The organism is Actinomyces succiniciruminis (assembly GCF_900002405.1).
Lineage (GTDB): Bacteria > Actinomycetota > Actinomycetes > Actinomycetales > Actinomycetaceae > Actinomyces > Actinomyces succiniciruminis.
This window is the reverse complement of record NZ_LK995481.1, coordinates 37,039-50,552: the sequence shown is the minus strand read 5'-3', so window position 1 is coordinate 50,552 and position 13,514 is coordinate 37,039. Positions and strand designations below refer to the sequence as shown.

Here is a 13,514-nt window from a genome sequence, read left to right as displayed (position 1 = left end):
AAGGCGGCATCAGCGACACGGAGGTGGAGGCGCTGGAGGACGCCGGGGCACGCGCCGTGCGCCTGGGGCCGCATGTGCTGCGCACGGCATCGGCCGGACCGGTCGCGCTCGCGGTCCTCGCCCAGCGCGCCGGCCTGTGGGGCTGAGACTGGTCTCTAGCAGGGGGACGAGTGGCCGAAGCGCTTGTGCGCGGCCTGCTTCGAGACGCCTAGGGCGGCGCCTATCACTGTCCATGACTCACCGGCCGCACGAGCGTCGGCGACGGCGCGAGCCAGGTCTTGTTCCGCATCGATCACGTGTTTTTTCGCGGCGATGATGCGCCGGAAGTGCGTGGCGTCGCGTGATGGCGTGCGCGCCGGGTCGAGAGACTGCAGGCCGGTATCCGGAGAACTGGTCGTAGTCGTAGTTGTTCGCTGCATGGGAATCACTTCAGAAAGACGTAGAACTTCGGCCGTAGACGGTCTGCATGGATTATGCGAGCAGGTGCGGCTGAGGGAACAGCGACCAACTCGAGCAGACTCGAATCCATTGCGGGACCAATCACGAGTAATCGTTCCTCCCCGTCGTACTCGTACTCCACCAATCGCAACGCGTTCTCCCAGGCGTGGACGACGTCATCGGCTGAGACACCGTGTTTGAGGGCCGACCGAGTAACCCTCGTCCGTCAACCTTACGTTGACGAGTTTGGTTGGTCAAGAGTGCACCATGCGGCGTGTTCCGCCATACCGTTGCGGTACTGATTCGTTGAGGCATCATGCCATGACCGCCCTACTGCTCGACCGGCCGACCGGGCCCGCGGATCTGGCCTCCGCAATGCGAATCGGGGCGACGCCCGTCCCCGAACCCGGCAAGGGACAGCTCCGACTGCGCGTGGAGACCTGCTCGCTTAACCCGGTCGACTGGAAGGTCGCCCGGGGCGGCAACCCCGCCTGGACCTGGCCGCACGTGCTTGGACTCGACGTTGCCGGCACCATCGACGCCCTCGGCCCCGGCGTCACCACCCCAGCCGAGGACGGCGCGTCCGCGCTGCGTCCCGACCTCGCCGTCGGCGACCGTGTGGCCGCGCACCACGACCTACGGCGCCCGGGTGGACTGGCGCAATACGTCGTCGTCGACGCCCGCGCCCTGGCGCCACAGGGGCGGGGTGTCGACGCCGTGCTAGACGCCGTCGATGCCGCCTACGCCCGGCTCGCCCGGGGCCACCAGACCGGCAAGCTCGTCTGCGACGTGGCCGGATCGGCCGGTGCGTGAGTCCGGACGAGTTCGGAACGTATCCTTGGCGTCAGTAACCACTGGCCCAGAGGGGAGAGCGAATGGCGTCACGAGGGCGCAGGCGGGCCGGGAGCCCGGATGCCCGGCGGGCGATTCTGGAGGCGGCCCGCGCAGCCTTCGCCCGTGATGGCTACAACACCTCTCTGCGCGGCATTGCGCGCGAGGCGGGCGTGGATCCGGCGCTGGTGCACCACTACTTCCCGGCGCGCTCCGCCCTATTCGTGGAGGCGGTCTATGACGGGCCGGACGGGCCGCCAATGGACCCGAGCGTGCTTGATGAAGTCCGCAGCCAGCCCTCATCCCGGCAGGGGGCGGCACTAGTGCGCGTATTCATCACTCAGTGGGATCGCATGGGCCGGGAACGCTTCTCCGCGCTGCTGCGTGCGGCACTGACCAACGAGGGCATGGTGGCGCGCGTGCGCGACCTTGTGGTCGCCGCCCTGGTGACTCCGCTGGTTGCGAAGGTGGCGCCCGACCGGGTGCGGCTGCGCTCCCAACTCATCGCCGGACATCTGGTCGGACTGGGCATGACGCGTTGGGTTGCCCGGCTCGACGCCGTATCCGCCGCGAGCCCGGAGGAACTCGCGGCCGCCGTGGGTCCGGTGATCCAGCACTACCTGACCGGTGACCTCGGTGATGCGCACGATGGCCCGGTCGAGGATGCCGGGGCCTTCAAGACCATGGAAGAACCCGAGGAGTAGTCCGCAGTCCTTGCCGGACCGCTGCCGTGCCCCCTATATTCATCGCATGATGAAAAATGGCTTGGGCGCCGTCGTCGGTCATGCCGATCCGGCCGTCGCGGCGGCTGTCGGCAGTGCGGTACACGCGCGCGGACTGCGGGTGCGTCGCGGCGGCACCGAGATCCTCCACGGCCTGGACCTGGACCTGCGACCCGGCTCCATCACCGGCCTGCTGGGGCCGTCCGGCTGCGGCAAGACCACCCTGATGCGGGTACTCGTAGGCGTGCAGCGCTACGACGGCGAGGTGAGAGTCCTGGGGGAGCGGCCGGGCGCACCCGCCGTGCGCGGCCGGGTCGGATACGTCACCCAGGCTGCGGCCGTGTACAAGGACCTGACCGCCCGCCAGAACCTGCGCTACTTCGCCACACTCGCCGGGGCCAGTGCCCGCGACATCGACGAGGTGCTGGACACGGTGGGGCTGACCGAACTCGCCGACCGGCGCGTGAGTACCTTCTCCGGCGGTGAGACCGGACGGGTTTCGCTCGCCTGCGCCCTGGTGGCCGGCCCGGAACTGCTGGTACTGGATGAGCCGACGGTCGGCCTGGACCCGCTGACCCGGGAGGGGCTGTGGGCCACCTTCCGGGAACTGGCCGATGCGGGCGCCACCCTGCTGATCTCCAGCCACGTCATGGATGAGGCCTTCCACTGCGATCGTGTGCTGCTCATGCGCTCCGGCCGCTTCCTTGCCTACACGACTGCGAGCGAGCTGCTGGAGCGCACGGGAGCCGACACGCTCGACGCGGCCTTCCTCGACGTCGTCCGGCGGGCGGGGAGAACGGAGCAGGGGGAGGGACAGTGATGAACGCGCGCACCTTCGCCGCTACCGTGCGCCGGGTGCTGGCGCAGCTGGCCGCCGACCGGCGCACCCTTGGACTGATCATGGTGGTGCCCGCCGCGCTGCTGACCCTGCTGTACTTCGTCTACTACGACTATCCCCACGGCGAGCAGCTGTTCAACCGGATCGCCGTGGCCATGATGGCGATCCTGCCGTTGGTCGTCATGTTTCTGGTCACCAGCGTCACCATGTTGCGCGAGCGCGGCTCCGGCACTCTGGAGCGGCTGTGGACCACGCCGCTGCACCGCGCCGACCTGCTGCTCGGGTACGCCGCCGCCTTCACCGCCACGGCAGTGGGGCAGTCGCTGCTGCTGTGCGCGGTGGCCGCCTGGTGCCTGGGGGTACAGATCGCCGCCCCCTGGGTGTGGGTGATCCTCACCGCGCTGGTTGACGGCTTCCTGGGCGTGGCGCTGGGGCTGTTCGTATCCGCCTTCGCCCGCACCGAGTTCCAGGCCGTCCAGTTCTTCCCCGTGATCATCGGCCCGCAGATCTTCTTGTGCGGGCTGCTGGTGGCCCGCGACCAGCTGCCGCGCGTGCTGGAGCTGTGCAGCAACGTGCTGCCCATGAGCTGGGCCGTCGACGCCGTCGGCGAGCTGAGCGCGAACACCGCGCCGACCACCGCCTTCGCCGCCGACCTGGGGCTGGTGGCCGGGGTGGGGGTGGCGATCCTCGCGGTGGCCGCCCTGACCGTGCCGCGGCGGGTGCGGTGAGGGCGACGTGGAGGAAGGCAGGCGCGGGCGGCCGGCTATTGCTTGCGCATGTAGGCGATCGTGAACTCCCTGACCTGCCGGAAGTACTGCTGGCGCAGGTCGAGTCCGAAGTGCTCGCGGCGTCGGACGGCCGACATGGCATTCATTCGGCATCTCCCGTAAGGGTGCGCAGGTAGGCGCGGCCCTTATCCGTCAGAACGTATCTCTGCGCTTTGCTGCGGGGCTTGTCCGGCAGGGTCATGGCGATCAGCCCACGATTCAGCAGTGGAACGACGTGCCGCGCGTAGTTCTGTGACAGGGGCCTAAGGCCAGCGGCTTCCAGGAGCGTGTTCCGGTGAACCGGTCCGTTCGCTGCCGCGCGCATCATTGCCACATCATGCCTACCGTCATATCTATCGTCATTGCTATGTGTGTAGGCATGTTCTGGGCTGATCTGGTCCTCAGCCTCCGGCTCGTGGACACTGCGTGCTTCGTGCGATCCGGGGTGTGTGGCGGCCGCATGCCACGGGTCATGGCTGGGGATCTGGATGATGACCCGTACGCGGTCCTGGATTTCCTCAATAACGGGCTCGGGCAGGCCGGCTTCGGCCACTTGCTCGAAGACGCGCTGGACGCCGGTGCCCCACTGCTCCATGATCCCGGCCTCGCGGAAGATGCGCGCGAGGGCGGAGTTGCGCAGGCGGGACACGCGCCGCATGGAGTCGATGGTCATGCCCGGCAGCAGCAGGCCGGGGCTGTCCACCTGGATGCGGTCGTCGTAGAAGCCGATGCGGATGGGGGTTCCGCGTTCTGCGTAGGAGGCGTGGACGAGGGCGTTGACGATTACTTCGCGGATCGGCTCGATGGGGATCGAGTAGACATCCCGGCGCCGGACCTCGCCGAAGACCGCGGTCTTGTAGGCGTGCTTGAGCAGGAACTCCACGGCGGGGTCGACGGCCAGCGGCATGGGGCCGTGGAGCTCGGTCTGGTCGAAGATGTCGGTGCCGTGCGGGCCGCGCAGGCGCCCGCATTGGACCCAGGCGGAGGGCAGGAAGCGCGTTGGGTCGGGGCAGGCGGCGAGGATGCCTGCATTGGTGGGGATGATCTGGTCACCCTGTTTGACAGCGAGACCGAGTGCCAGGAGGTCGTCGACGGACGTGTCGCGTCCGCGCAGTTCGGAAAGGACCTGCAAATCCAGGTCTTCCAGTGTGGCGCGCGGTTCGGGAAGGTCTTCGAAGGCGATGCCGCGGGCGTTACGTTCAAGCTCGGCCACCAACGCCGGGTCCGCCTGCCGCGTGGTGGAGCCGAGGCGCACGTAGACGCCGGCCTCGGCGCCCTGGCGGGTGATGTAGTGAGGTCGGCGAGTACTGAGTGGCACGTCAACAACGAGCACCGTCTTGCCTGCCAGCGTCACCAGATCGATCGCCGGGACCAACTGGGGTGAGATCCGGTCATCGATGAGGCTGGCGATGCGCTCCTCCTCGGCTAGCGGGTCTTCGACGCCAACCACCATGCCATCGTCTGCGACTCCGATGACGAGCCGTCCGCCCGCCGAGTTCGCGAAGGCAACAATCGTCCGCAGTGGCCCGTCGGGTGAAGACAGATCGCGCTTGAGCTCAAGCTTCTTTCCTTCATTAATGACGACTCGGCCTTCGGGTCCGAGAGTTAGAAGTTCGGTCATCGCTTACATCCTGCCCCTCACATACTCGTGCGCGCGGAGATCGCTACTCACCAAATCACCACTCGCTTCGCACCTCCCGACCGTGGGCATCACTGCCGCTGAGCGACGGAGCAACCCTAGCGGATCCGGGCCGAGCCGTTGGGTGCGCCACATCGACCGACTTCGACACGTAACGTCTACCGACCTCGGTACGTAAGATCAACCGACCTCGGTGGTGGGGATGACACCGTTCAGCGCGAACGCGGCCTGTACCGTCCGGGTCCGGCCGGTAGCATGGGCTTCAAGATGACGAATTCGCCCATCACACCAGTAGCCGCGACCGCGGCGACCACCTCCGCCTCAGCTGGTACAACCAGCCCACCCGCCAATGCGGCCGGTGCCGCCCCGGCCGACGTCACGCGCACCCTGACCCTGCCCGATGACCTCGCCCCCGTCGCCCTGCTCGGCGCCCGCGACGAGGTGCTGCGCGCCGTCGAACGTGGCTTCCCCGACGTGTCCGTGTACGTGCGCGGCACCACCGTCACCGTCACCGGACCCGCCGCCCGCGTCGACGTCGTGATCGTCCTGCTGTCCGAACTGATCGACATCGCCCGCGCCGGCACGCCCCTGACCGCCGACGCCGTCGACCGCGCCATCGGACTGCTGGACGCCTCCGCCCGCCCCGCCGAGGTCCTCACCGACGAGGTACTGACCACCCACGGCCGCTCCATCCGCCCCAAGTCACTCGGTCAGAAGGCCTACACCGACGCCATCGAGAACTCCACCATCACCTTCGGCATCGGCCCGGCCGGCACCGGCAAGACCTACCTGGCCATGGCCAAGGCCGTCGACGCCCTCGCCCGCAAGCAGGTCTCCCGCATCATCCTCACCCGCCCGGCCGTGGAGGCGGGGGAGAACCTCGGCTTCCTGCCCGGCACCCTCACCGACAAGATCGACCCCTACCTGCGGCCCCTGTACGACGCCCTGCATGACATGCTCGACGCCGAGGCCCTGCCGCAGCTGATCGCCGCCGGCACCATCGAGGTGGCCCCGCTGGCCTACATGCGCGGGCGCACCCTGAATGACGCCTTCATCATCCTGGACGAGGCCCAGAACACCAGCCCCGAGCAGATGAAGATGTTCCTCACCCGCCTCGGCTTCGGCTCCAAGATGGTGATCACCGGAGACATCTCCCAGATCGACCTGCCCGGTGGGCGCCCCTCCGGGCTGCGCGTGGTGCGCCGCATCCTCGACGGCCTGGAGGACATCAGCTTCTGCGAGCTGACCGCCGCCGACGTGGTGCGGCACCGGCTGGTCGGCCAGATCGTCGACGCCTACGCCCGCTATGACGCCGAGCGCGCCGAACCGGCCGGTCGCCCCGGCCGCGGCGGCGAGCCGGCCCCCCAACGTGGCGGCGCCCGCCGCCGAACCCCCTCCGAATTCCGAGACAGGAACCGCCCATGACCACCGAGGTCATCAACGAGACCACCACCCCCATCGACGCCACCGAGTTCACCGCCCTGGCCGACTACGTGCTGGCCGCCATGCACGTGAGCCCCATGGCCGAACTGAACATCCTGTTCATCGAGCCCGAGCCCATGGCCGAGCTGCACGAGCGCTGGCTCGACCTGGAGGGCCCCACGGACGTGATGAGCTTCCCCATGGATGAGCTGCGCCCCGGCACCGCGGAGAATGAGACGCCGCCCGGCACCCTGGGCGACGTGGTGCTGTGCCCGCAGGTGGCCGCGAAGCAGGCGCTCGAGGCGGGCCACAGCGCCGTGGAGGAGATGCTGCTGCTGACCGTGCACGGCATCTTGCACCTACTCGGCTACGACCACGCCGAGCCGGAGGAGAAGGAGGAGATGTTCGCCCTCCAGCGCACCCTCCTGCTGACCTTCTTGGCGGAGCGCGGCAAGTGACCGCCGCCCCCACCGCCCCGCTGCTGTTCGTGGCGGTGGTCGTGCTCGGCTTCGGAATGGTGCTCTCGGCGGGGGAGGGGGCGCTGAGCCGCATGACCCGGGCCGCCGCCGAGGACCTGGTCGAGGACGGCCGCCGCGGGGCCGGCCGCGTGGCCGCCCTGACCGCTAAGCGCGAGCAGGTGCTGGGAACCCTCGCCGTCCTGCGCGCCGGCGTCGACATGCTGGTGGCGGTCCTGGTCACCCTGGGCGTGGCCGGGCGCTTCGAGCAGTGGTGGCAGGCGCTCCTCGTGGCCGTGGCCGTCAGCCTGGTGCTGCTGGGTTTGCTCGTGGGCGTGTCCCCGCGCTCGGCCGGCCGCCGCAACCCCGCCGGCACGCTCCTGGCACTGGCCGGCATCCTGGAGCGGGTCGACGCTCTGGGGGCGCCCTGGCGCTGGTTCCAGTCCCGCTTCGGCCGCGCCTCCACCCGCACCGACGCCGAGGCGCGCGCCGAGGTGACCGAGGACCTGCGCGAGATGATCGACGAGATCGGCGACTCGGAGACCATCGAGGATGAGGACCGCGAGATGCTGCGTAGCGTGGTCGAGCTCGGCCAGACGCTCGTTCGCGAGGTCATGGTCCCCCGTACCGACATGGTCACCATTGACGAGGACAAGCCCGCCTCCGCCGCCATGCGCCTGTTCGTCCGCTCCGGCTACTCGCGCGTGCCCGTGATCGGGGAGGACGCCGACGACGTGCGCGGCATCCTCTACCTCAAGGATGTGCTGCGGCGCCTGTCCGACCACCCCGAGCACGGGGAGCGGCCGGTGGTGTCCTTCGTGCGTGAGGCCGTGTACGTGCCCGAGACCAAGCTCGCCGACGACCTGCTGCGTGAGATGCAGCTGGGTCACTTCCACATCGCCCTGGCGGTGGACGAGTACGGCGGCATCGCCGGCCTGGTCACCATGGAGGATCTGCTGGAGGAGGTCGTGGGGGAACTCACCGACGAGCACGACCACGCCGAGCCCGTGGCCGAGGACCTCGGCGATGGCACCTTCCGCGTGCCCGTGCGCCTGGGCCTGGACGCCCTCGGTGAGCTCTTCGACCTGGAGATCGAGGACGACGACGTCGACACCGCCGGCGGCCTGCTTACCAAGGCCATCGGCCGGGTACCACTGCCCGGGGCCAGCGGCGACGTGCAGGGCATCCGCCTGGTGGCCGAGGAGGCCACCGGTAGGCGCCGCCAGGTCGCCACCCTGCTAGCCTCCCGCATCGACGCCGTCGGGCCGCCCGCGCCGCCCGCGCCGCCCGACGGCCCCGCGGCCGCTGCTTCCCCCAACGATCACGCCGACGACGGCGACAACCCCAACGACGACTGAGGACCTAGGACCCCCGATGACCAGTGCCACCGACGCCGACGGCTTCCCCATCCTGCCCGACGAACCGGACGCGGACGACCCCACCCGCGCCCCCATCGCGGTCCCCGACTACCCGGAGGACTTCCGCGCCGGCTTCGTCTGCCTGCTCGGCCGCCCCAACACCGGCAAGTCCACCCTGACCAACGCGCTGGTGGGCCAAAAGATCGCCATCACCTCAGGCCGCCCCGAAACCACCCGCCACAACGTGCGCGGCGTCATCAGCCGGCCCGACTCCCAGCTGGTGCTGGTGGACACCCCCGGCTTCCACCGCCCCCGCACCCTGCTCGGCCAACGCCTGAACGACCTCGTGCGCGAAACGCTCACGGGCGTGGACGTGATCGCCTTCTGCATACCCGCCGGCGACAAGATCGGCCCCGGCGACCGGCTCATCGCCCGGGAACTGGCCGACCTGGGCAAGCCCGTCGTCGCCGTAGTCACCAAGACCGACACCGTCTCCCGCGCCAAGCTGGCCGAGCAGCTGCTCGCCGTCGACCAGCTCGGACAGTGGGCGGACATCGTGCCCGTCTCCGCACTCAAGGGGGACCAGGTCGACGTCCTGGAGGAAGTCCTCACCTCCCACCTGCCGGCATCCCCGCCGCTGTACCCCACCGACTCCGTCACCGACGAGCCCCAGGCCGTGATGGTCGGCGAGCTCGTCCGCGAGGCCGCCCTGGAGCGTCTGCGGGACGAGCTGCCGCACTCCCTGGCCGTCGTCGTCGATGAGATCGTTGACCCCAATACCCAGGACGCGGGCCGCGTCAAGGGCACCGGCAATCGGCTGCAGGTGCGCGTCAGTCTGCTGGTGGAGCGCGACTCCCAGAAGGCCATTGTGATCGGTCGGGGCGGCGCCAACCTCAAGGCCATCGGCTCCGAGGCCCGCCGCGGCATCCAGGAGCTGCTGGGCCGCAAGGTCTACCTCGACCTGCACGTGCGCACCGTCAAGGACTGGCAGTCCGATCCGAAGGCTCTCGCCAGGCTCGGATTCTGAAGGCCCACCCGCACATGTCCCCGGTTTCCCAACCACCCGACGACCGATCCGGCGGGGGCGCGGAGCCGCGCCCCAAAACCGCGTCGCCGCGCCGGAGACGCACCCGGCCGGTCTCGCCGCGTCGGGCCCGGCCCAAAGCCCAGCCCGCACGCATCACCGCCGCCGAACTGCGCTCCGGCTGGGCATGGCTGCGTGAATTTCCCCGCCGCGCCTGGGCGCTGCTGTCCCGGCTGTGGCGCACCGAGCGGCGCCGCACTCTGATCGTGCTGGCGGCCGCCGTCGGTGTAGCAGTGCTCCTCGGGTGGCTCGGCACCGGCGGCCGGGAGATCTGGGAAATCATGCTGACCGTCGGCCTGGGCGCCCTCGTGCTCGCGGTCTCCACCGACCACCGCACCATCGGCGGCGTGGTGGTCGCCGTCCTCGGCCTCAGCCTGATCGGCACCTTCGCCGGCCCCCGCTGGAACCCCCAGCCGCTGACCGACTCTCTGGCCCCATCCACCACCGACACCAGCATCGGCGGGGCCGTTGCCACCGCCGCCGTCGGCACCTACGAGGTGGAGACCACCACCATCACCATCACCCAGGCCGACGGCGAGGAGGTGCCCGCACTGCTACGCCGTCCCGTCGGCGTTGAGGAGGACACGCCCGGCGTCGTCTTCATGCACGGCGCGGGCACCCACTCCATCTGGGGTTTCACCGAACAGGCCGAGGCCCTCACCTCCACCGGCGTCACCACGCTCGTGCCCTCCAAACCCATGGAGAACTACTCCGCAACCGACCGGGACTACCTGTCCATGGCCGCCGATTATCAGCGCAGTCTCGACTACCTGGTCGCCCTGGACGGCGTGGACAGCGACGACGTCGGCATCTACGGAGAGTCCGAGGGCGCCATCCCCGGGGTGGTGCTGACTGCGGAGGACGACCGCGTCGCCTTCCTCATTCTGGCCAGCGCCCCCGTGGTGCGGCTGCGCGAGCAGGCCGCGCTGGCCGTGGACAGCTATATGCGCAACGTCGGCGTGCCGCAGGCCATGCTCGACCTGATTCCGCGCGTGCTCGGCAGCGCGGAGATCCCCGGCGGCGGCTTCGAGTACGCCGACTTCGACTCCGTGTCCTACCTGGAGACCATCACCGTTCCCATCCTCATGATGTACGGCACCGCCGACGCCTCCATGCCCCTGGTGCAGGGCCCCAGCACCGTGTGGGAGGCACTGCAGGCCGCCGACAACGACCAGCTCACCGTCCGCTACTACGACGGCGCCAACCACGGTCTTAAGCTCGGCATCACCACCGACGGTTCTCTTGCCCCGGGGGTCACCCGTGACCTGTCGCGCTGGGTCAATGGCCTGCCCGACACGGCCGCCGCCGTCCCGCACGTCGCCGGCGCCACCCCCACCCAGGCCTATTGGGCGCAGCGGCCCGCCTCCACCCGCTGGTACGCCTCCGGAGACCTCATGCTGGCCACATTCGTCATCGGCTTCGGACTGATGGCGGCGGCGGGGCTGGGCTGGCTGCTCGGACAGGGGCCGCGGCTGCGGGGCCGGCGCGGCCTGCACCTGCCGGACCCGATCGGCCGTTGGGCCGTGTCCCTGAGCGTGAGTGTCAGCCTCGCCTGGGCTCTGTACATCGTCTACATCCTCGGCGTGGCGTCCCTGGCCACCAGCTACCACACCAACTACCTGTTCTCCTACGGCGGCTGGGTGGTGGTCCAACTGGTTGCGGTGGTAGCCGTGGTTATCCTGGTCAAACTGACCTACCGCGCCCGGCTCATGCGCGCCGCCGCCCACGCGGCCAACCAGGAGCGCGGTGAGAAGGGCCGCTGGCTCACCGTCCCCGCGGCGGCGGTGCTCTCGGCGGTCGTGATCGGTGCGGCCACGTTGCTGGTTGCGATCGCCTACTGGGGCCTGTTCCCCATGCTGGTGTGAGTCATCGGGAGGGTGAAGGCAGGCCGTGAGAGCCCTGAACTTGATCGCCGTCGCGTGTCGGCTGCACCGCCCGGGGCTGGTATTGACCCCGTCGGTGCGCTCGTTCGCGCTCGCACTGGTGTTCGTGCTCGTCTGGACCGCCACCCGGGGCGCGGTAACCGTTGCCGACTCCCTCGCCCGGTCGCTGACGGTGGCGGGCCTCGGGGTCCTGGTCGCGGCGGCGAACGCCTCGGCGCTGCTGCGGGATCTCGACGTCGTCCGACGCGGGGCGCTGCGCTACTACGGATTCGGGCCGACGGATTTCCTCGCGCTGTATGCGGTCGCGTCCCTGCCGCTGACGGCGTTGGAAGCCGCCTGCGGAATGCTCGCGCTGGACTTCCCGGGCTGGCCCGACGTGAGCCGCTTCGGGCTGCTGTTGGCGGCGTGGACGGCGGCGACGGCGTTGGTGACGGTGGCAGCGGAGCGGTTCCGGGGCGTCGATACCGTGGGGGGATGGTCTGTGCCGGGAGCCGGCGCAGGACGAGGCGCCGACACAACAGACCTCGGAAACATGGGAGTGTGTCGTGGCAGTGCGGTGCGAGGCGCTCCAATGGCGCCGAGTGCTCGGCTGCGGCGTCGTCTCCCGTTGGGCGCCCGGCTGGGCCGTCGGCTTCCGGCGCTGGGCTTCGCCTACCTCCGCTCCGCCTCACGGTGGCCGGTGCTCGCCGCGGCCGCCGAGGGCGTGCTGATCGCATACGTGCTGGGACGCCTGGGCCAACCCCTTTCCGCGGGGGTGTATGTGGCGGGCGCCTATCTGGCGGCGACCGTCATCTGTGTTCTGGCGGAGGTGGACGATACAGCTGCCGCCCGGTTCGCCAGGAGTCGCTACGGTGTTGCCGACGCGGAGTTGCGGCGAGTCAAGTTCACGTTGGCGCTGCCGCTGCTGGTTGCCGAATGCCTGACGGCGATACTGTGCGGCGCCTTGGCCGGGGCTCGTATCGACGGTGCCGCCGTGCTGGCCTGCCTGGCCTATCTGCCCCTGCTGGCCACTGTGCTGGCGGACGTCGCCACCGCCTACACTCGGCGGCATCGGATGCTGCCCGCCGCGGAGCTGGGCGGGGCGCTGCTCACACTGGTTCCGGGGCTGCCCCTGGCGGTGCTCCCGGCTGCCGCCCACCTGTTGCGTAGGAGCGAACGTGCTTGAAATCGTTGACGCGCAGCGCCGTTACCGAGGCGGTCGCGGCACCGGGCCCGTGAGCCTGACAGTCAGCGCGGGGGAGGTGCTCGGCGTCGTCGGACCCAATGGGGCCGGCAAGACCACCCTCTTCGACGCACTTTGCGGGGTGGGCGACCTCCAGGCCGGCATCGTCCGGTTGGATGGCCGCGAGCTGGGTCGGCGCCTGCCCGCTGAACTGTGTGGCTTCCTGCCCGAGCAGAGCAGGTTGTACCCACAGCTCACCGCCCGGCAAGCCTGCCATTTCGAGGCCGCGATGCGCCGCCTGGACCTGGACGAGGACGCGCTGGGGGAGCACCTGACCCGCTTCGGCTGCGCTGGCTTCCACGACACCGAAGTGCGTCGCCTGTCCCAGGGGATGACGCGGCGCCTGGGGATCGCCTGCGCCTTCCTCGGCGCCCCACGAGTGGTGGTGCTGGACGAGCCGCTCAACGGGCTCGATGTGGAGGGCGTGCTGCTGTTCAGACGCGCCCTGGCCGACTACCTGGACGGAGGCGGCATGGCCCTGATGTCCAGCCACATCCTCAGCGTGCTCGACGAGGTCTGCGAGCGGGTAATCCTGCTCAAGGACGGGCTGGTAGCCGCCACCGTGGACGTGCGCGCCGGCGGCGCCGAACGGGCCTACCTCGAGGTGTTTGGACACTGAGTGGGCGCCCTCAGGTCAGGGGCGGGAACTCCTCCAGGGAGAACACCGACTCCACGGGGACGTCGAAGTAGCGGGCGATGCGCAGCGCCAGGTACAGCGACGGGGCGTACTCGCCGCGCTCCAGATAGCCGACCGTCTGGTAGTGGACGCCGAGCGCCTCCGCCAGCTGCCGGCGGCTGACCCTGCGGTCCGCGCGCAGTACGGCGATCCGGTTGTGAACGACCTCTCCGGACATC

At 69.8% G+C, this 13,514-nt stretch carries 15 protein-coding genes; 12 read left to right on the top strand and 3 right to left on the bottom strand.

Annotated elements, in window-relative coordinates; all coding sequences use genetic code 11:
• The coding region (locus tag BN1056_RS14610) for a 16S rRNA (uracil(1498)-N(3))-methyltransferase (RefSeq protein ID WP_210579357.1) at positions 1-146 on the top strand (146 nt) is incomplete at its 5' end.
• Positions 147-155: 9 nt separating this feature from the next.
• On the opposite strand, the gene BN1056_RS04305 is transcribed toward BN1056_RS14610, so the two are convergent.
• Positions 156-419 carry a hypothetical protein gene (locus tag BN1056_RS04305; RefSeq protein WP_210579349.1) on the bottom strand — a complete coding sequence of 88 codons (264 nt, stop codon included), beginning with the start codon at positions 417-419 and terminating at the stop codon, positions 156-158.
• Positions 420-759: 340 nt separating this feature from the next.
• Between BN1056_RS04305 and BN1056_RS04300 the strand changes: the two genes are divergently transcribed.
• From BN1056_RS04300 to BN1056_RS04285, 4 genes are all read left to right on the top strand, one after another.
• Positions 760-1,251 (top strand): alcohol dehydrogenase catalytic domain-containing protein, encoded by a 492-nt coding sequence (locus tag BN1056_RS04300; RefSeq protein ID WP_210579346.1) that lies wholly within the window; start codon positions 760-762, stop codon positions 1,249-1,251.
• A gap of 62 nt (positions 1,252-1,313) precedes the next feature.
• Positions 1,314-1,973, top strand: coding sequence for a TetR/AcrR family transcriptional regulator (locus BN1056_RS04295; protein ID WP_210579344.1), 660 nt, complete (start codon positions 1,314-1,316; stop codon positions 1,971-1,973).
• Positions 1,974-2,019: 46 nt separating this feature from the next.
• Positions 2,020-2,811: an ABC transporter ATP-binding protein gene (locus tag BN1056_RS04290; RefSeq protein WP_244671494.1), complete on the top strand. Its 792-nt coding sequence runs from the start codon at positions 2,020-2,022 to the stop codon at positions 2,809-2,811.
• The gene (locus BN1056_RS04285; RefSeq protein ID WP_210579343.1) at positions 2,811-3,557 is read left to right on the top strand and encodes an ABC transporter permease; all 747 of its coding nucleotides are present in this window, start codon (positions 2,811-2,813) and stop codon (positions 3,555-3,557) included. The genes BN1056_RS04290 and BN1056_RS04285 overlap by 1 nt, the downstream gene beginning before the upstream one ends.
• A 142-nt stretch (positions 3,558-3,699) precedes the next feature.
• Here BN1056_RS04285 and BN1056_RS04280 read toward each other — a convergent pair whose 3' ends face one another.
• The gene (locus BN1056_RS04280) at positions 3,700-5,217 is read right to left on the bottom strand and encodes an AlbA family DNA-binding domain-containing protein (RefSeq protein WP_210579342.1); all 1,518 of its coding nucleotides are present in this window, start codon (positions 5,215-5,217) and stop codon (positions 3,700-3,702) included.
• A 285-nt stretch (positions 5,218-5,502) separates the two neighbouring features.
• Here BN1056_RS04280 and BN1056_RS04275 point away from each other — a divergent pair, with 285 nt between their 5' ends.
• From BN1056_RS04275 to BN1056_RS04245, 7 genes are read left to right on the top strand one after another with little or no spacing between them, the layout of a single operon-like run.
• Positions 5,503-6,660 (top strand): PhoH family protein, encoded by a 1,158-nt coding sequence (locus BN1056_RS04275; RefSeq protein WP_210579341.1) that lies wholly within the window; start codon positions 5,503-5,505, stop codon positions 6,658-6,660.
• Positions 6,657-7,115, top strand: coding sequence for an rRNA maturation RNase YbeY (gene ybeY, locus BN1056_RS04270; RefSeq protein WP_073331540.1), 459 nt, complete (start codon positions 6,657-6,659; stop codon positions 7,113-7,115). The genes BN1056_RS04275 and ybeY overlap by 4 nt, the downstream gene beginning before the upstream one ends.
• Entirely contained in the window at positions 7,112-8,470 is a 1,359-nt protein-coding gene (locus BN1056_RS04265; protein ID WP_210579340.1) for a hemolysin family protein, read from the top strand. The genes ybeY and BN1056_RS04265 overlap by 4 nt, the downstream gene beginning before the upstream one ends.
• 16 nt (positions 8,471-8,486) lie before the next feature.
• Positions 8,487-9,497, top strand: a complete 1,011-nt coding sequence (era, locus tag BN1056_RS04260; RefSeq protein ID WP_210579339.1) for a GTPase Era — start codon at positions 8,487-8,489, stop codon at positions 9,495-9,497.
• Positions 9,498-9,511: 14 nt separating this feature from the next.
• Positions 9,512-11,419 carry an alpha/beta hydrolase family protein gene (locus tag BN1056_RS14935; RefSeq protein ID WP_280516432.1) on the top strand — a complete coding sequence of 636 codons (1,908 nt, stop codon included), beginning with the start codon at positions 9,512-9,514 and terminating at the stop codon, positions 11,417-11,419.
• A 25-nt stretch (positions 11,420-11,444) separates the two neighbouring features.
• Positions 11,445-12,602, top strand: a complete 1,158-nt coding sequence (locus tag BN1056_RS04250) for a hypothetical protein (RefSeq protein WP_210579338.1) — start codon at positions 11,445-11,447, stop codon at positions 12,600-12,602.
• Positions 12,595-13,278: an ABC transporter ATP-binding protein gene (locus BN1056_RS04245; RefSeq protein WP_210579337.1), complete on the top strand. Its 684-nt coding sequence runs from the start codon at positions 12,595-12,597 to the stop codon at positions 13,276-13,278. The genes BN1056_RS04250 and BN1056_RS04245 overlap by 8 nt, the downstream gene beginning before the upstream one ends.
• A gap of 10 nt (positions 13,279-13,288) precedes the next feature.
• Here BN1056_RS04245 and BN1056_RS04240 read toward each other — a convergent pair whose 3' ends face one another.
• Entirely contained in the window at positions 13,289-13,513 is a 225-nt protein-coding gene (locus BN1056_RS04240) for a helix-turn-helix transcriptional regulator (RefSeq protein WP_092537160.1), read from the bottom strand.
• Position 13,514: the final 1 nt, after the last annotated feature.

Bases quoted from the DNA above. Each gene is read 5' to 3' on its own strand.
- BN1056_RS04305 (WP_210579349.1), bottom strand. From the start codon at position 419: ATGCAGCGAACAACTACGACTACGACCAGTTCTCCGGATACCGGCCTG.
- BN1056_RS04300 (WP_210579346.1), top strand. From the start codon at position 760: ATGACCGCCCTACTGCTCGACCGGCCGACCGGGCCCGCGGATCTGGCC.
- BN1056_RS04295 (WP_210579344.1), top strand. From the start codon at position 1,314: ATGGCGTCACGAGGGCGCAGGCGGGCCGGGAGCCCGGATGCCCGGCGG.
- BN1056_RS04290 (WP_244671494.1), top strand. From the start codon at position 2,020: ATGATGAAAAATGGCTTGGGCGCCGTCGTCGGTCATGCCGATCCGGCC.
- BN1056_RS04285 (WP_210579343.1), top strand. From the start codon at position 2,811: ATGAACGCGCGCACCTTCGCCGCTACCGTGCGCCGGGTGCTGGCGCAG.
- BN1056_RS04280 (WP_210579342.1), bottom strand. From the start codon at position 5,217: ATGACCGAACTTCTAACTCTCGGACCCGAAGGCCGAGTCGTCATTAAT.
- BN1056_RS04275 (WP_210579341.1), top strand. From the start codon at position 5,503: ATGACGAATTCGCCCATCACACCAGTAGCCGCGACCGCGGCGACCACC.
- ybeY (WP_073331540.1), top strand. From the start codon at position 6,657: ATGACCACCGAGGTCATCAACGAGACCACCACCCCCATCGACGCCACC.
- era (WP_210579339.1), top strand. From the start codon at position 8,487: ATGACCAGTGCCACCGACGCCGACGGCTTCCCCATCCTGCCCGACGAA.
- BN1056_RS14935 (WP_280516432.1), top strand. From the start codon at position 9,512: ATGTCCCCGGTTTCCCAACCACCCGACGACCGATCCGGCGGGGGCGCG.
- BN1056_RS04240 (WP_092537160.1), bottom strand. From the start codon at position 13,513: ATGTCCGGAGAGGTCGTTCACAACCGGATCGCCGTACTGCGCGCGGAC.